We start from the raw sequence: 16,810 nt of genomic DNA on the forward strand, positions 1-16,810 counted from the left end.
CTCTGTATGCCTATCGGACCCAACCAGGTCTACCCCAAGACCTGGAGGCACATCAGAAGTGGAGGCGCGGCCGGGCCGTGGAGATCGTGAGTGGGATCTTGGTCGTAGTCCTGTCTCTCTATTTGGTGCTGCTCATCGGCAGGATGATCTTTGAGACGGTGCAGGCGTTCGCCCGGCAGTGGCGTCCCTCCGGAGTGGTGCTCGTCGTGGCGGAGGCCACGTACACCGCAACTGACCCACCCCTCAAGTTCCTCCGCCGTTTCATTCCTCCGCTCCGGTTGGGTACGGTGGCCTTTGACCTAAGCTTCACTGTCCTGTTCATCGTGGTTCTGATCTTGATTCAGATCGCCGGGGCCCTCGGCCCACGATGAGCGGGGCCCGTGGGGCCGCCGGTCGTGATCCAACTCGTGTCCGCGCTGAAGTGATTCGGGTTACCGTCCTCCGGACAGACTCCAAGCGCGCCAAGGAGACCAAAAAATGCCGCTGACGCCCGCTGATGTGCGGAACAAGCAGTTCAGTACCACCCGGCTCCGGCCGGGCTACGACGAGGAGGAGGTCGATGCCTTCCTCGACGAGGTGGAGGCTGAGCTCGACCGCCTGATCCAAGAGAACGAGGAGCTCCGCGCGAAGCTGGCCGAGTGCCTGCGCGGGAAGGTGCCCGGCGGCATGAACATGCCCATGGCCTCGGCGCCGGTCCAGGAGCAGCCCAAGCCCGAGATGATGCAGCCGCCGCAGCCGGAGCCCATGCGGGCCCCCGAGCCGCCGCCGGTGCAGCAGCCGCAGGTTCCCGTGGCCATGAACATGCCTCCCGCGGAGGACAACATGGACACCGCGGCCCGCGTGCTCGCCCTCGCCCAGCAGACCGCCGACCAGGCGATCGCCGACGCCCGCCGGGAGGCGGACGAGACGGTGACCCGCGCCAGGCGCGAGGCCGACGAGATCCTCACCAAGGCGCGCCGCCAGGCCGAGCAGGTCATCGGCGACGCCAGGGCCCGCGCCGAGACGCTCGAGCGCGACGCCCAGGAGCGCCACCGCCAGGCGATGGGCTCGCTCGTGCAGACCCGCGACGAGCTCGAGCGCAAGGTCGAGGAGCTGCGCAGCTTCGAGCGCGAATACCGCAGCAGGCTCAAGCTCTACCTGGAGAACCAGCTCGCCGAGCTCAATGTCTCCGCCGAAGGCAGCGGCGGGTTCCCCGTGCTGTCCGGTGGTCCGCAGGGCCAGGCACCCGCCATGTCGCACGCCGTGCCCCAGGGCGGCCAGCAGCCTCTCCCCGGAGGCCCCGGCCCGTTCGGCGGCGACGCTCCGCAGGGCGCTTTCCCCGGCGGTGACGGTCCCCACAACGACCGGCGGTAAAGTAACGGGTCACTAGGACCTGCCACTCGAAAGAGCCCCCTGTGATCCTTATCAGTGCTGGTTTGGTGCTCGCGGCAGTGGTGCTGCTGATCGCGGGCTTCGTACTGGCGAAGCCGTTCCTGATCATGTGGTCCATCGTGGTCAGCGTGCTGTCCGCGCTGTTCCTGGTGATCGGGGCGTTTCTGCGACGGAACGAGCTTTTTCCCGGAGGTGGGCAGGCCGCTGCGCCGGCCACCCCCCCGAAGGGGCTCATGCCGCCCGCGCAGCCGTACACCCAGACCGGCCCCATGGCTCAGCAGCCGCCCCCGCAGTCCCGACCGCATCCGCAGGCACCGCAGCAGCGCACGGCGACCGTTCCGGCCCCCGTTCCGCGCCGCCCCGCGGCCGCCGGCATCGCGCCGGATGCGATCGTGCTGGTGATCCCGGGACGCAAGCGCTACCACGTCCCCGGGTGCAGGCAACTGGCCGGACGGGATCACGAGGAGCTGACGTACGAGGAGGCACGCGAGGAGGGCTTCACGCCCTGCACGACGTGCCTGCCCGACGCCGCGCTCGGCGGACGGCAGCTGCCGCCTGCCGCCGACCCCGAGCCTGCGGCCCACCCCGGCACCGCTCCTGCCAAGAGCCGATCTGACAACTCCGCGGAGACCCGCGACCTTCGTCCGCCGGTCACCCCGCCGAAGCCCGACACGAAGGCTTCCACCCCCAGCCCGGAGCCTGCCGCCGCCCACGAGGAAGGCGCCGCCGGGTGGTTCGGCCGTCCCCCGGCCGCCCCGGCCGACCAGGCAACGGGCTCACCTTCCGCCGCCCCCGAGACCGGCACCGACACCGGTGGTGGCTCGGACGACGAGCAGGCGGATGCAGAGACTTCCTACTTCCGGCCGCCGCCTTTCGCGCGCAGAGCCGACTCCACCTCCGGCAAGCCCGGAGCGCCGGCGTCAGGACCCGCGAAGGCCAAGCCGGGCACGCCCGCGAAGGGCACGACCGCAGCTGGTGGTTCCGGCGACACGACCGGCGCCTCCGACGACGAGACGTCGCCCAGCGTCCCCACCCCCGCCAAGCCCGCACAGGGCTCCACCTCACCCCGTCCAGGCGCCACCGGCACCGACCGGAGCCGCACGGGCGCCAAGCCCGGTACGGCCGGTGGGTCCGCGTCCGGGAAGCCAGGGCAGGGGAGCAAGCCCGGCGGTGAGCAGGCCGGGTCGGCTGGCGGCAAGGCCGGGCCGTCGTCCGGTGCCGGTGAGGCTGACGATGACGCCGCCGGGCCCGCCACGGCGCCGCAGCCACGCGTGACGGCGTCGGGCATGCCACAGCGCCCTGGGGCGCCCAAGCCCGCGGGCGGGGCGCCCAAGTCCGGTGCGCCGGAGCGTCCCGGCTCGTCCGGTGCGACGGAACGTCCTGGCCCGTCCAAGGCTCAGGAGCGTCCTGGGCCGTCCGGAGCTTCGGAGCGTCCCTCGGAGCGTCCCTCGGAGGCCGGGAGCAAGCCGGGCAAGGGTCCCGCCGGTGACGAGCCCGCGCCGGGGGAGACCGTCATCCTGCACGAGCGGCCCGCGTCCTCGGCCGAGGCGACGGCCAAGCCCAGGGGCCCGCTGCCTCCGGGCGCGCCGTCCAGGACTCCCGGAGCCACCCCGGGCAGGAGCGGGGCCGAGCGTCCGCCGTCCGGCGGCTCAGGCTCCAAGAACGGAACCCCGTCCACGGCGTCGGACGACCCCAAGAGCACCACCACCGACGGCACGGGCACCAGACCGCAGGGCGCCGGCAGCGGCACAGGCCAGCGGCCCGGCTCCTCAGGACCCGGCTCCGGATCCTCAGGGGGCACCGGCAGCGGGGCTCCGGCGGCCAAGGGCGGTGCTTCGCAGGGGCAAGGACCCCGAGCTGAGGGCGGCGGCTCGTCCAACGGCGGCACCGCTTCCAAGTCCACCGCTTCCAAGTCCACCGATGCGGGACCCGCGGACTCCAGGACGACAGACGCCGAGGACGCGGGCTCCAAGGCCGGATCGTCCAGCTCCAAGCCCGGCGACGAGCCGGCCGGGTCCAAGGACAACGGAAACGACAAGGCACGAGGGCCGCAAACGGTCAAGGTCATCACCGGCACCCGCCGCTACCACGGCACTTCTTGCCCACTGGTCCGAGGAGCGGGCGACGGCGTGGAGACGATGACCCTCGCCGCCGCGGAGGCCGCCGGCCTGACGAGCTGCCCAGTCTGCCAACACGACCGCCAAACGGTCAGCTGAACGACCAGCTTGTCCTTACCGCCGCAAGGCAGCCGGCGTGCTCACCGCCGGCGAGCTGGTCCTGCCGCTGACTCCTGCGAGAGGCGGTCGGGTGGCTCGCTGCTGGCCAAGGTGGGTGTGTCGCCGGCTTCTGCGGAAGGCGGTTGCGTCGCTCACCGCTGTGCAAGGCGTCCGGGCCGGCTGCTCCTGAGCGCCGTGATCCGGGACGAGTGCCGTGGCGCGTGAGGCTTCAAGTTGAGCGGTGTCGGGGTGTGCTCGGCTGGGCAGCGGCGGCACGGCGCCGTCCTCCTGCTGCGTGGTGTGGGGAGACGTGCCTTCCTACGTGGCTTGGCGCGCCAGGCGTCTTCGATGGGGTCCGCTCAGGGGCGGCTCTGTCTGAGGGGCGTTGCCCTGGCCGAGGGGGCCCATGAGTGGCCCCTGGCGGTGGTCGCCAGGGGCCGTCTCACTGCAGTGTTCAGGCGCGGCGGAGCTGGAAGGTGAGGCCGAGGTCCGCGTCGGTGTGGGCGGGGAGGTCGGCGGTGGTGCCTTCCGTGAGGGAGGCGGCGAGGACTTCCTCGGTCACCACCTGACCCTGCGCGCGCAGCGCCGTCGCCAGCTCGGGCGACGTCGTCGTCCACCACAGGTCGATGCGGTCGGTGATGGACAGGCCGGTCGACTTGCGGGCGTCCTGGACCAGGCGGATGACCTCGCGCAGCAGGCCCGCGCGGCGCAGCTCGTCGGTCAGCTCCAGGTCGAGCGCCACCGTCTCGCCGGTGCCGGTGCCGATGGCGCCGGTCTCGACGGCCCAGCCGGAGCGGGGCTGCTCGGTGACGATCACCTCGTCGGGGCCGAGCATGACCTCGCCCACCTCCTCGGCCTCCACCATGACGGTGGAGCCCGAGCGCAGCGCGCGGGCCACGCGGGTGGCGTCGGCGGCGGCCAGCGCGGCGGCCACCAGCTTGGTCTGCGGTCCGAACCGCTTGCCCAGAGCCCGGAAGTTGGGCTTGACCGTGTAGGACACGAGGTCGGCGCTGAAGCCCGACATGTCCTCCAGAGCCTGGACGTTGAGCTCGTCGGCGACCAGCCCGCGCAGCTCGCCGGGCAGGGACGGCCAGTCGTGCGCCCCCACCAGGGCCCGCCGCAGCGGCTGGCGGGTCTTGACCCCGGAGGAGGCACGGGCCGAGCGGCCCAGCTCGACGAGGCGGCGTACGAGCGCCATCTGGTCGGACAGCACCGGGTCGATGAGGTCTTCCCTGGCCTGCGGCCAGGAGGTCAGGTGCACCGAGGACGGGGTGTCGTCGGCGCGCAGGACGTCCCAGAGGTGGTCGGTGATGAACGGCGTGATGGGCGCCATCAGCCTGATCACCGTCTCCAGGCACTCGTACAGCGTGGCGAACGCCTCTTCCGAGCCCTGCCAGAAGCGGCGGCGCGAGCGGCGGACGTACCAGTTGGACAGATCGTCGAGGAAGTCGGCCAGGCGGCGGCCGGCGCGCTGGGTGTCGTAGTCGTCGAGCGCCGCGGTGACCTCGGCCACCGTGCGGTGCAGCTCGGCCAGCGCCCAGCGGTCGAGCAGCGGGCGCTCGGCCGGCGGGACGGCCTGGGAGAGCCGGGACGGAGACCAGGACTCGGCGTTGGCGTAGAGGGTGAAGAAGGACGCCGTGTTCCACAGCGTCAGCAGCACCTTGCGGACGATCTCCTCAAGGGTGCCGTGCCCCACCCTGCGGGCCGCCCACGGCGAGCCCGAGCAGGCCATGAACCAGCGCAGCGCGTCGGCTCCGTGCTGGTCCATCAGCGGGATCGGCTCGAGGATGTTGCCGAGGTGCTTGCTCATCTTGCGGCCGTCCTCGGCGAGGATGAGGCCGAGGCAGAGCACGTTCTCGTAGGAGGACTGGCCGAAGACGAGCGTGCCGACGGCCATCAGCGAGTAGAACCAGCCGCGCGTCTGGTCGGTGGCCTCGCAGATGAACTGCGCCGGGTAGACGCCCTCGGGCTTGCCGCGCTCGCCCCACTGGGCGAACGGCATGGAGCCGGAGTCGTACCAGGCGTCGATGACGTCGGGCACGCGGCGGGCGAGCGCCCCGCACGACGGGCAGTCGAAGGTGACGTCGTCGACGTAGGGGCGGTGGGGGTCGAGGGCGGAGACGTCCTGGTCGGCGAGCGCGCCCAGCTCCTCCAGCGACCCGACGCACGTGACGTGGGACTCGTCCTGCGTGCACACCCACAGCGGCAGCGGCGTGCCCCAGTAGCGGGAGCGCGACAGCGACCAGTCGACGTTGTTGCGCAGCCACTCGCCAAAGCGGCCCCACTTGATGGTGTCGGGGTACCAGTTGGTGCCGGCGTTCTCGGCCAGCATCTGGTCCTTGACGGCGGTGGTGCGGATGTACCAGGACGGGAGCGCGTAGTAGAGCAGCGGGGTGTGGCAGCGCCAGCAGTGGGGGTAGCTGTGCTCGAAGTGGCCGCCGCGGAAGAGCAGCCCGCGCCGCTGAAGGTCCTCGGTCAGCTCCTCGTCGGCGTCCTTGAAGAAGCGGCCGCCCACCATGGGGACGTCGTCGAGGAAGCGGCCGTCGGGGCCGATCGGGTTGACGACGGGCATGTCGTAGCGCTTGATGACGGCCATGTCGTCGGCGCCGAAGGCGGGCGCCTGGTGGACCAGGCCGGTGCCGTCTTCGACGGTGACGTAGTCGCCGAGCACGACGTAGTGGGCGCCGGGGATGTCGACCAGGTCGAACGGCCGGCTGTAGGTGGTGTGCTCCAGCTCGCGGCCGGTGTGGCGGGAGACCTCGGTGACGCCCTCGCCGAGCACCGGCAGCAGCGGCTCGGCCACGACCAGCACCTCGCCGTCGGCGGTGCGGGCGGCGACGTAGGTGACGTCGGGGTGGACGGCGACCGCGGTGTTGGAGACCAGCGTCCACGGCGTGGTCGTCCAGACCAGCAGCGAGGCGCCGGCCTCGGCCAGCGGGCCCGAGGTGACGGGCATGCGGACGTAGACCGACGGGCTGGAGACGGTCTCGTAGCCGCCCGGCTGGCCCAGCTCGTGGTCGGACAGCCCGGTGCCGCAGCGCGGGCAGTAGGGGGTGATGCGGAAGTCGCGGAACAGCAGGCCCTTGTCGAAGACGACCTTCAGCGACCACCACACGGACTCGATGTAGGACGGGTCCATCGTGCGGTAGGCCTGGGACAGGTCGATCCAGTAGCCCATGCGCTCGGTCATCTGCTCGAACGCGTCGACGTGGCGCAGCACCGACTCCCGGCACTTGGCGTTGAACTCGGCGATGCCGTAGGTCTCGATGTCCTTCTTGCCGGACAGGCCCAGCTCGCGCTCGACGCCGACCTCGACGGGCAGCCCGTGGCAGTCCCAGCCGGCCTTACGCGGAACGCTGAAACCGCGCATCGACTTGTAGCGCGGGAACAGGTCCTTGAACACGCGGGCCTCGACGTGGTGCACGCCAGGCAGGCCGTTGGCGGTGGGCGGGCCCTCGTAGAAGACCCACGACGGGTTGCCGGCGTTCTGCTCGACGGAACGCTCGAAGATCTTCCCGTCCCGCCAGCGGTCCAGGACCTCGCGCTCGAGCGCGGGCAGGTCGACCTGCGCGGGAAGAGAGCGGAACGTTGGGGAAGACATCTCGGGCGTGACCTCCACGCGTGAATCGGCCGGTTGGGCTTTGGCGTGAAGGGACGAAGCCTCGCGGCCCCGCGGTACCACCCTTCTTGACCCCGCCCGCGGGCGAGGCCCTCTTCGTTTGACTGCTGCCGGGTCTAATGAGCTCTCACGAGCCGTTCTTCCGGCGGCTCCGGGGTGATATCCCTCACAGCGGGCCCCATCAACGCCTTGCAGGCTTAAACCATAACGCAGAGTCGGGGTCAAGGCTTCCAGGTTTCCGGGTCAGGAGGTTCATCACCGCCCAGCGGTAGGTGAGTCGTAAAGGGCGCAAAGATGTGGGAATGGACGCCGGTGTGGAGGAGTTGAATGCGCGAGGCGGGATAGTACGGGCTAGGTAAACCGTCCGGCGGGTCGTTTGCCGTTCCGTTATCAGGATCCTAAGCTGCCCGCACCATTCACGGCCTTGATCAGCATGGAGGCAGCCATGGCGGCAGTCACGCAGACCGCTACACCGTCGATGTGGTCGGATGAGGAGCTGGCCGAGGTACGCGGCAGGCTCCAGCAGGAGATCGACGAGCTCGAGGCGGACATCCTGCGCCACGAGTCGGAGATAGCCTCTGGGGACGTCACACAGGGCGCGGGCGACGACCAGGCGGACGCCGGCGCGAAGACGTACGAGCGCGAACGCGAGATCGCCCTTACCCTGAATGCGCGCGATCTGGTCGCGCAGAACGAACGTGCGATCGCCAGGATCGACGCAGGGACCTATGGAGTGTGCGAATCGTGCCACAAGCCGATCGGCAAGGAACGCCTCCAGGCGTTCCCGAGGGCGACGCTGTGCGTGGCCTGCAAGCAGAAGGAGGAGCGCCGGTAGGACAGGGGGGCACCGCCGGCCGGCCACGCGGGCGCCTGTTCGCCGTCCTCGTCGCGCTGGGGGCCGTGATCTACGCGGCCGACCTCGCCACCAAGACGCTGGTGCTGCGCACCCTTGAGGGTGAGGCGCCCCTGGTCGTGATCCCCGGGGTGCTCCAGTTCCGGGTCATCTTCAACTCCGGTGCCGCCTTCAGCATCGGCACCGGAATGACCTTCGTCTTCACCTTCATCGCCGCCGGCGTGGTCGTCGCCATCATCCGCACGGCGCGCAAGCTCGGCAGCCTCTCCTGGGCGATCGCGCTCGGCCTGCTGCTCGGCGGCGCCGTCGGCAACCTCACCGACCGGCTGCTGCGCTACCCCTCGGGGTTCGGGCGCTCCACCCAGCTCCAGGGCCACGTGGTCGACTTCATCGAGGTGCTGCCGGGCAACTTCCCGCTCATCGACTACTTCCCCGTCTTCAACATCGCCGACTCCGCCATCGTCTGCGGCGGCATCCTGGCCGTGATCCTGGCCTGGCGCAACGTGCAGATCGACGGATCGAAGGAGATCGACGGGCCGAAGGAGGAGGCGGCCAAGGATGAGTGAGCAGCGCAGCCTGCCCGTGCCCGACGGGCTGGAGGGCGAGCGGCTCGACGCCGCGCTCTCGCGCCTGTTCGGGTTCTCCCGCACGCGCGCGGCCGAGCTGATCGGCGCGGGCGAGGTGCTGGTGGATGGCCGCGTGCCGGCCAAGTCAGACCGCGTGCACGCCGGCGCCTGGCTCGACGTCACGATGCCGCCGCCGGTCACCACGCCCATGCCGGTCGCCGAGCCGGTGCCGGGCATGACGATCGTGTACGAGGACGACGACGTCATCGTGGTCAACAAGCCCATCGGCGTGGCCGCGCACCCCACCGTCGGCTGGACCGGGCCCACCGTGATCGGCGGGCTGCTCGGCGCCGGTCACACCATCGCCACCAGCGGGGCCGCCGAGCGCCAGGGCATCGTGCACCGGCTCGACGCCAACACCACGGGCGCGATGGTCGTGGCCAAGAGCGAGCACGCGTACTCGTTCCTCAAGCGGGCCTTCAAGGAGCGCACGGTCGACAAGCGCTACCACGCGCTCGTGCAGGGGCACCCCGACCCGTTCAGGGGGACCGTCGACGCGCCCATCGACCGGCACCCGTCGGGCGACGGCCGCTGGGCCGTCGTCGCCGGTGGCAAGCCTTCGGTGACCCACTACGACACGGTCGAGGCGTTCCGGGCGGCGTCCCTGCTGGACATCAAGCTCGAGACGGGGCGTACGCACCAGATCCGGGTGCACATGTCGGCGCTGCGCCACCCGTGCGTCGGCGACCTGCTGTACGGCGCCGACCCCACGCTCGCGGCCCGCCTGGGCGTCACCCGGCAGTGGCTGCACGCGGTCGCGCTCGGCTTCGAGCACCCGTCGAGCGGGGAGTGGATGTCGTTCAGCACGGACTACCCGCAGGACCTGCAGAAGGCCCTCGACCTGGTCCGCGCCGAGTCCTGACCCGGGCCAGCAGACCGCCGGCCTGAGGTCCGTGCCCGGCGGCCCTCGCGCGGGGCGCGGTTCGTGCCCTGCGGCCCCTGCGCCGATCACGCCTGCGGCGGCCCCCTGAGCGGGCTCAGCCGCCGTCCGAGCCTTCGATCTGGCCGGGGGTCTCCTCCGAGGGGGACTCGCTCTGCCGCTGCGGGCGGTCCGTCTCGTCCTCCTGGGCGGTCTTGTTCTTCCGGGCGGTCTCGTCCCGCGTCCTGGTCGGGGTGTCGTCGGGGCGGGGGCGGCGCTTCTGGGTGCGTTCGCCGGTGTCCGGGGTTCTCGGCTCGGTGCGGGCGGGTGGTGGGGTGCTGCGGGGAGTGACCACCTGGGTGTCGCTGCGGGGAGTGACCACCTCGGTGTCGCTGCGGGGTGACTCGCCCGCCGGTGGCGGTTTGGTCGTCGTGTCGCGGTCGGCCGGTGCCGAGGTGGTCGCCACCGCCGGTACGGGCCGCCCGCCGCGCGGCTGCTCACGGCCCTGCTTCGACCACCAGGCCGCTCCGCCCGTGACGATGCCGACGAGCAGCGCGCCGCCCGCGATCGCGGCCGCGGGCAGCACCAGTGACCGCCGGCGCGGCACCACGACGGGCCCGGTCCGCGCGGGCAGCGGGACGGGCCCGGTCTGCTCGGGCGAGCCGCCCGCCAGGATGCCGGCCAGCCGCCGCTCGGTCTCCTCCAGCGTCATCCGTTCGGCCGGATCCTTGCGCAGCAGCCCGTGCAGGACGGGAGCCAGCACCCCCGCCCTGGCCAGCGGCGCCGGCTCGGCGTGCATCACCGCGCCCAGCGTGGCCAGCGCGTTGTCCCGGTGGAAGGGGGAGTGGCCCTCGACCGCGAGGTACAGCGTCACGCCCAGCGACCACAGGTCGGACGCGGGCCGCGCCCGGCCGCCCGCCGCGCGTTCAGGGGCGACGAAGGCCGGGGTGCCGACCAGGACGCCCGTACGCGTGACCGGCGCCTCGTCCTCCGTGGTGGCGATGCCGAAGTCGGTGAGCACGGCCCTGCCGTCCTCGGTGAGCAGCACGTTGTCCGGTTTGACGTCGCGGTGCAGCACCCCGGCCGCGTGCGCGGCGCGCAGCGCCTCCAGCAGCTGCAGCCCGATGTCCGCGGCGCGGAGGGGCGTCATGGGGCCCTCGTCGCGCAGCAGCTCGCCGAGCGTGCGCGATCGTACGAGCTGCATGACGATCCAGGGGTGCCCGCGTTCCTCCAGCACGTCGTAGACCGTGGCCACGCCCGGGTGCGCCACCCGGCCCGCCGCCCTGGCCTCCCTGAACGTGCGCACAGCGAAATCCTCGCGCTCGGCGCCTGTCAGCTCAGGAGGCGGAGGCACCTCCTTGACCGCCACGTCGCGGCCGAGCACCTCGTCGTGCGCGTGCCACACCGTGCCCATGCCGCCCTTGCCGATCGTCCTGAGGAGCCGGTAACGCCCACCGACCATCACTGCGGATTCGGACATGCACCGGCGACTACCCCAGAAGAAACCGGACAAGCGCCGTCATTGCCGCCGCTGCCGCCAGAACGACCAGAAAAGGGGCGCGGAGCAGGAGGGCGACGATTCCCGCGCCGAGTCCCGCCGTACGGGCCGCATCGAAGCTCAGCCCGCCCTCCTGCGTGAACACCTGCACCGCGATCAGCGCCGCGAGCAGCGCCACCGGCACCAGTTCGGCGAACCTGCGCACCTTCGGATGGTCCAGCACCGCGCGCGGCGCGGCGAGGCCCGCGAGCTTCAGCGCGTAACAGCCCGCGCACACCAGGGCGATCGCCCACCACAACGTCATCGCACCATCACCACCAGGACCGCCACGGCCGACAGCAGCACCGGCACGCCGGGCGGGAAGAACGGCGTCGCGCACAGGGCGATCACCGCCGCCACCGCGGCCAGCCCGCGCAGCTCGGCGCTGCCCGCCAGCCGGGGCCACAGGATCGCCAGGAACGCCACCGGGCCCACGACGTCGAGGCCGAGGACGGCGGGGTCGCCGAGGAAGGAGGTGCCGTACGCGCCCGCCAGCGTGGTCAGGTTCCAGGTGAGGTAGAGGGTGGCGAAGGTGGTGACGAAGGCCGTACGCGAGGAGCGGGGGTCGGGCTGGGCCATCGCCACGGCCGTCGTCTCGTCGATGACGCCCTGGGCGGCCAGCAGCTTGCGGGGGCCGCGTACCTGGAGGAGGTCGGCCAGGCGCAGGCCGTACAGGGTGTTGCGGCCGCCCAGCAGCAGCGCGCCGAGGCCGGCGGCCAGCAGGTCGCCGCCCGCGCCCACCGCGCCCGTCAGCGCGAACTGCGAGGCGCCCGTGAACGCCAGCAGGCTCAGCACGCACGCCTGCGCCACGGACAGGCCCGCGGTGATCGCCGCGGCGCCGAAGGCGAGCCCGGACAGCCCCACGGCCAGGCCCACGCCCAGACCGTCCCGCACTGCCGCGGAACGGTGAGTTGTCGGTTCCATGCCTCCCGAGGCTATGAGATGCGGGAATGTCGGTTCTTGTACGATCCTGCGGCCCGCTGGTACGCCGCCGGCGGCACGCCCACGATGCGCTTGAAATGCCGGCTGAGATGCGCCTGATCGGTGAACCCCGACTCGGCCGCCACCTGCGCCGGCGGCATGCCGCTCAGGAGCAGGTGCCGCGCCTTGGCGACGCGCAGGGAGATCAGGTAGGCGTGCGGCGGCAGGCCCGTCGCCGCCTTGAACGCCCGCAGCAGCGGGAACGGCCGCGCCCCCACCGCCTCCGCCAGCCCGTCGAGCGTCGGCGGGTCGAGCAGGCTCTCGTGCAGCAGGTCGAGCGCCGCGCGCACGGCCATCCTGCCCTCGCCGGGCAGCGCGGCGGGCGGCTTCGGCGCGGAGTGCCGCGTCAGCAACCGGGCGAACAGCGTGCGGCTCAGCGTCGACGCGGCCAGCGCGTCGCCCTGCTCGGCCGCCTGGTGCGCCCGCCGCAGCAGCGCCGCCACGTCGGCGTCGCGCACCACCTGGCGCGGGAAGTGCGGCGTCCCGCCAGGCCCGCCCAGCTCACGCGCGATCGCCGCCACCGCCTCGATCGACGGATAAAGCATCCGGTACGCCCACCCGCCCGGCGCCCCCGCGTGCCCGGTGTGCACCGACTCCGGGTTGACCAGCACCACCTCGCCGGCGCCCGCCCGGAGCAGCGTGCCCCGGTAGTCGAACTCCTCCACCCCCGAGACGATCAGCCCGATGGCGTAACCGTCGTGGACGTGCCGGGAGAAGCGGTGGGTGACGTAGCGGGCCTTCAGCAGGTCGGTCTCCGGCACCGCCGGGTGCCGCCAGAACGTCGCCCGCTCCTCGGTCGTCCTGCTCACAGCGTTCTACTCATAGCGTCCTACTTACGCGTCCTACTCACAGGGGCCGGAACGTCTCGAGGAAGTCGTAGAAGTAGTGGCGGTCCTGGGCCCAGCGCGCGTGCGTGGTCTCCCAGTAGACGGCGAACGGGCGGCCGTCGGCGGTGCGCAGGCCGCGGTTGAGCACGTGGATCGTCACGCCGTCGCGGACCCTGGTGAACTCCCAGTCGGCGGCCGGGCGGCCCAGGAACTCGGTGGACTTGATGCCGATCCGCCGGTATCTCTGGAACTCGCCCTTCTTCTTGATCTCCGCCTCCAGGAGGATCCAGTGCCGTTCCGGGTCCGTCCAGGTGATGTCGGGGACCGTCCACTCCACCAGCAGCTTGCCGGGAGTGCCCGGACCGGTGACCGACACGCTGTCGCGGCCGTCGGTCTTCTTCACCTGCCACTCGGCGGGCACGGCGAGCTGGAAGCGGCCGTCCGCGTTCCGGTAGGGCCGCCAGCCTTCCGGGATCTCAGGCTCGTCTCTGGGCTCCTCCGCCGGGTCGTCCGTTAGCTCCTCGGACGGCTCCTCCGATGGTTCCTCCGTCGGTTCCTGCGTCGGTTCCTGCGGTCCCGTCGTGGGCTCGCCCGTCGGGGTGTCCGCCGTGGGTGAGGGGCTCTGCGCGGCGGTCGTGCCCGTCCAGCGATCGGACAGCAGCACGCCTCCGGCGCCCAGCACCGCCACGACGAGCACCGCCGCGGGCAGGCCCACCCACAACGTCTTGCGCCGCCCGCCCCGCGGCCGGTCCATCGTCGCCTGGCCCTGCCCGGCGGGCCGCCCATCCCCGGTCGGCTGCCCACCCGGGTAGGACCCGCCGCCCGGCGGTGTCCCCTGCCAGGAGGCGTGCGCTGGTGCGGCGGCCCAGGACGGCTCAGGCGTGGCCCCTCCGGAGCCCGCAGAAGGCGGCCTTGCGTGCCCGACACCTTCGGGAGAAGGCGTGCCGTGCCAGAGGGAGCCGTCGGGAGGTGGCGTGGGCTGCCAGGAGGCGTGGGGCGGTGGCGTGGTGTGCCCGGAGCCGTCGGCGGGTGGGGTGGCGTGCCATGGGGCGTCCGTGGTGGTCGCGGGGCGGGGTGGGGCGGTGGCGGCGAGGTCGTACAGGAGGCGGGCGGCCTCGGCGGCTGGCAGCCGCGCGCCCGGCTCGCGCCGCAGCAGCCCCATGACGATCGGCCCGAGCGCCCCGGCCCGCGCCGGCGGCTCGGGGTCGTCGCGCAGCACCGCCGCCACGGTCGCCGCCCACGAGTCGCGCTTGAACGGCGGCCGCCCCTCGACGGCCGTGTACAGCGTCGCGCCCAGCGACCACAGGTCGGACTCGGGCCGCGCGGGCTCGCCGTTGAGCCGCTCGGGCGGCATGTACGCGGGCGTGCCGACCAGCCCGCCCGTCGCGGTCAGCCCGGCCTCGGCCTCCATGGAGGCGATGCCGAAGTCGGTGAGGACCACCCGCCCGTCGTCGGCGAGCAGCACGTTCTCGGGCTTGACGTCGCGGTGCAGCACGCCGGTCGCGTGGGCGGCCCGCAGCGCGTCGAGCACCCGGCCGCCGATCACCGCGGCCTGCGCGGGACGCAGGGGCCCGTCCTCGGAGATCACCCTGGCCAGCGAGCGGGAGCGGACGAGCTGCATGACGATCCACGGCCGGCCGTCCTCCTCGACGACGTCGTGGATGACGACCACCGACGGATGGTCGAGCCGCCCGGCCGCTCTGGCCTCGCGGATGGTGCGGCGGTTGAGCTCGGCCCGCTTGGCGTCGCCGACCCCGGTGTAGCGGACCTCCTTGATCGCGACCGTACGGTCGAGCAACTCGTCGTAGGCCCGCCAGACCACCCCCATGCCGCCCTCGCCGATGGGCTCGACGAGGCGGTAACGATTGCTGACGTGCACGCCGCGCAGCCTACTTCTTCGGCGAGAACGTCGCGCAGAAGCCTTCGAAGAAGCGGAGGTCGTCCTTCCAGTGGCTGTTCAGGGTGTGCCAGTAGATCGCGTACGCCTTGCCGTCCTCGGCGATGAACCCCCGGTAGCGGATGCGGGACTTGCCCGTCTGCGTGGGCCAGATGAAGTCCCAGTCGGCCGCCGCCTTGCCGTACTCGACCTCCTTGATGCTGAGCTTCTGGTAGCCGCCGAAGCGGTTCTTCAGCCGCGACTCCAGCTTCTTCCAGCCCTTCAGCGGGTCCTTGCCCAGCTTGGAGGCCCGCTCGATGCGGACGTGCGCGTTGGGCGCCCCGCCGGGGCCCTTGTACTCGACGCCGCTGCCGACGATCCCCGAACGCTGCCACTCGTCCCAGCCCTTGGGCAGGCCGATGGAGAATCCGAGCTTCTTGTCCGTGTGCATCTTCCAGCCGGACGGCAGCGCGGGCTTGGTCTCCTTGGTCTCCTTGGGTTCCTCGGGCTCGGCCGTGGGGCTCGGGGACTGGGCCGGGGACGGCTCCTCCTCCTCATCATCAGAGGGGGTGGCAGTCGCGGACGCCGGAGGAGTCTGCGGAGCGGACGCGCTGGGCCCGGTCGGGACGGTGCTGGCGACCGCCGCCTGGGCGCCCTCGCCATCCGAGTCCTCGGGCGCGGAACGCAGGCCGAGATAGCCGCCCACGCCCGCGACCAGCAGCACGGCCACGGCCGCCGCGACGACCGTGATCATGCGCCGCGGCTCGCCCTTCGACGCGTTCAACGTGGACTCGCCGGTCGGCCCCGACGGCGGTTGCCGCGGCTCTGCGGTCGGCGCCTGGGACAGGCGCACGCCGGTCTCGGGAACGTTCTCAGCGGCGGGCGCGGCCTGCGAGCGGGCGCTCGCGAGGTTCGGGTCGGTGGGGGTGTCGTCCTCCACCGGCGCGTACGGCCGCCGTGCCTTGGCGGGGCCAGGACGCTTCGGCTTCGGAGGCTGCTGCCCCGAGCCCTGCCGCGGGCCCTGCGCCTGACTCTGGGCCTGGCTCTGGGCAGGACGCTTGGCCGGCTCCGGCACCCGCAGTTCCTGCTCGGGCGGGAACTGCGCCGCGGGGAACTGGGCGGTGGGCGGCGCGCTCGGCTGCGAGAAGCCCGCGATGGCCGCGCGCAGCATGCGCTGCGTCTCCTCGTACGTCAGCCGCTGCACCGGCTCCTTGACCAGCAACCCCATGATCACGTCGGTCAGCGGCCCCGCGTGCGGGGCGGGGTCGGGCTCGTCCGTCAGCACGGCGTGCATGGTCGCCAGCGCCATGCCGCGCTCGTGCGGCGAGCGGCCCTCGACCGCCGTGTAGAGGGTGGCGCCCAGCGACCACAGGTCCGACTCGCGCCGCGCGGGCAGGCCCTTGAGCCGCTCGGGCGCGATGAACGCCGGCGTGCCCGCCAGGCCCGTCACCGTGAGCTGCGTCTCGGTCTCCAGCGTGGCGATGCCGAAGTCGGTCAGCACCACCCTGCCGTCGTCGGCCAGCAACACGTTCTCGGGCTTGACGTCCCGATGCAGCACCCCCGCCTCGTGGGCGCGGTGCAGAGCGTCGAGCACGGCCAGCCCGATCTCCGCCACCCGCTTGGGCGGCAGGGGACCGTCCTGCTTGATCACCGCGCCCAGCGAGCGCGACTGGACCAGCTGCATGACGATCCAGGGCCGGTCGTCCTCCTCGATCACGTCGTGCACGACGATCACGTTGGGATGCTCGAACCTCGCCGCCGCCCTCGCCTCGCGCATCGTGCGCCGGTTCAGCAGCTGCACCTCCTCGCCGAGGGCGGCGGCGTACCTGACCTCCTTGACCGCCACCGTGCGGTCCAAGAGCTCGTCGTAGGCACGCCAGACGATGCCCATCCCGCCCCTGCCGATGGGTTCCTGCAGCTGGTAGCGGCCGGCGATGCGGCGTCCCTCCTGCTTGCGATCCGACATCAACGGCCTCAAACCCTCCTCTAGGCCAAGAAATACTCCCATAGGCAGGGATCATCGGCGACTCGCTCGAAGGCCAGTC

Annotated in this window: 13 protein-coding genes; 6 read left to right on the top strand and 7 right to left on the bottom strand. The window is 72.2% G+C overall.

From position 1 onward, the window contains the following. The first annotated feature begins 77 nt into the window (after positions 1 to 77). The 3 genes from AB0K12_RS22485 to AB0K12_RS22495 all read left to right on the top strand — a co-directional run bounded on the left by AB0K12_RS22485 (position 78) and on the right by AB0K12_RS22495 (position 3,587). Positions 78 to 371, top strand: a complete 294-nt coding sequence (locus AB0K12_RS22485; protein ID WP_345401346.1) for a YggT family protein — start codon at positions 78 to 80, stop codon at positions 369 to 371. A gap of 106 nt (positions 372 to 477) precedes the next feature. Beyond that, entirely contained in the window at positions 478 to 1,353 is an 876-nt protein-coding gene (locus AB0K12_RS22490) for a DivIVA domain-containing protein (RefSeq protein ID WP_364564264.1), read from the top strand. Positions 1,354 to 1,415: 62 nt separating this feature from the next. Next, a complete protein-coding gene (locus AB0K12_RS22495; RefSeq protein ID WP_364564267.1) occupies positions 1,416 to 3,587 on the top strand; it encodes a hypothetical protein in 2,172 nt (723 codons plus the stop codon). 454 nt (positions 3,588 to 4,041) lie between these two features. On the opposite strand, the gene ileS is transcribed toward AB0K12_RS22495, so the two are convergent. Further along, complete coding sequence (gene ileS / locus AB0K12_RS22500) at positions 4,042 to 7,188, bottom strand: isoleucine--tRNA ligase (RefSeq protein ID WP_364564270.1); 3,147 nt, start codon at positions 7,186 to 7,188, stop codon at positions 4,042 to 4,044. A gap of 463 nt (positions 7,189 to 7,651) precedes the next feature. On the opposite strand from ileS, the gene AB0K12_RS22505 reads away from it, so the two are divergent. The 3 genes from AB0K12_RS22505 to AB0K12_RS22515 all read left to right on the top strand — a co-directional run bounded on the left by AB0K12_RS22505 (position 7,652) and on the right by AB0K12_RS22515 (position 9,547). Next, complete coding sequence (locus AB0K12_RS22505) at positions 7,652 to 8,041, top strand: TraR/DksA C4-type zinc finger protein (protein ID WP_364366072.1); 390 nt, start codon at positions 7,652 to 7,654, stop codon at positions 8,039 to 8,041. A 65-nt stretch (positions 8,042 to 8,106) separates the two neighbouring features. After that, the gene (gene lspA, locus AB0K12_RS22510) at positions 8,107 to 8,625 is read left to right on the top strand and encodes a signal peptidase II (protein WP_364564273.1); all 519 of its coding nucleotides are present in this window, start codon (positions 8,107 to 8,109) and stop codon (positions 8,623 to 8,625) included. Beyond that, the gene (locus AB0K12_RS22515; protein WP_364564276.1) at positions 8,618 to 9,547 is read left to right on the top strand and encodes an RluA family pseudouridine synthase; all 930 of its coding nucleotides are present in this window, start codon (positions 8,618 to 8,620) and stop codon (positions 9,545 to 9,547) included. Before lspA ends, AB0K12_RS22515 begins: the two co-directional genes overlap by 8 nt. 115 nt (positions 9,548 to 9,662) lie before the next feature. On the opposite strand, the gene AB0K12_RS22520 is transcribed toward AB0K12_RS22515, so the two are convergent. From AB0K12_RS22520 to AB0K12_RS22545, 6 genes are read right to left on the bottom strand one after another with little or no spacing between them, the layout of a single operon-like run. Beyond that, positions 9,663 to 11,024, bottom strand: a complete 1,362-nt coding sequence (locus tag AB0K12_RS22520) for a protein kinase (protein WP_364564278.1) — start codon at positions 11,022 to 11,024, stop codon at positions 9,663 to 9,665. A 10-nt stretch (positions 11,025 to 11,034) separates the two neighbouring features. Next, positions 11,035 to 11,346 (bottom strand): AzlD domain-containing protein, encoded by a 312-nt coding sequence (locus AB0K12_RS22525; protein ID WP_364564281.1) that lies wholly within the window; start codon positions 11,344 to 11,346, stop codon positions 11,035 to 11,037. After that, positions 11,343 to 12,005, bottom strand: a complete 663-nt coding sequence (locus AB0K12_RS22530) for an AzlC family ABC transporter permease (protein WP_364564283.1) — start codon at positions 12,003 to 12,005, stop codon at positions 11,343 to 11,345. The genes AB0K12_RS22525 and AB0K12_RS22530 overlap by 4 nt, the downstream gene beginning before the upstream one ends. Positions 12,006 to 12,016: 11 nt before the next feature. Further along, a complete protein-coding gene (locus AB0K12_RS22535) occupies positions 12,017 to 12,871 on the bottom strand; it encodes an AraC family transcriptional regulator (RefSeq protein WP_364564286.1) in 855 nt (284 codons plus the stop codon). A gap of 37 nt (positions 12,872 to 12,908) precedes the next feature. Further along, positions 12,909 to 14,768: a protein kinase gene (locus tag AB0K12_RS22540; protein ID WP_364564288.1), complete on the bottom strand. Its 1,860-nt coding sequence runs from the start codon at positions 14,766 to 14,768 to the stop codon at positions 12,909 to 12,911. Between the two features lie 10 nt (positions 14,769 to 14,778). Further along, entirely contained in the window at positions 14,779 to 16,731 is a 1,953-nt protein-coding gene (locus AB0K12_RS22545) for a protein kinase (RefSeq protein ID WP_364564291.1), read from the bottom strand. Positions 16,732 to 16,810 lie beyond the last annotated feature (79 nt).

It is taken from the genome of Nonomuraea sp. NPDC049419 (assembly GCF_040676995.1).
Classification (GTDB): domain Bacteria; phylum Actinomycetota; class Actinomycetes; order Streptosporangiales; family Streptosporangiaceae; genus Nonomuraea; species Nonomuraea salmonea.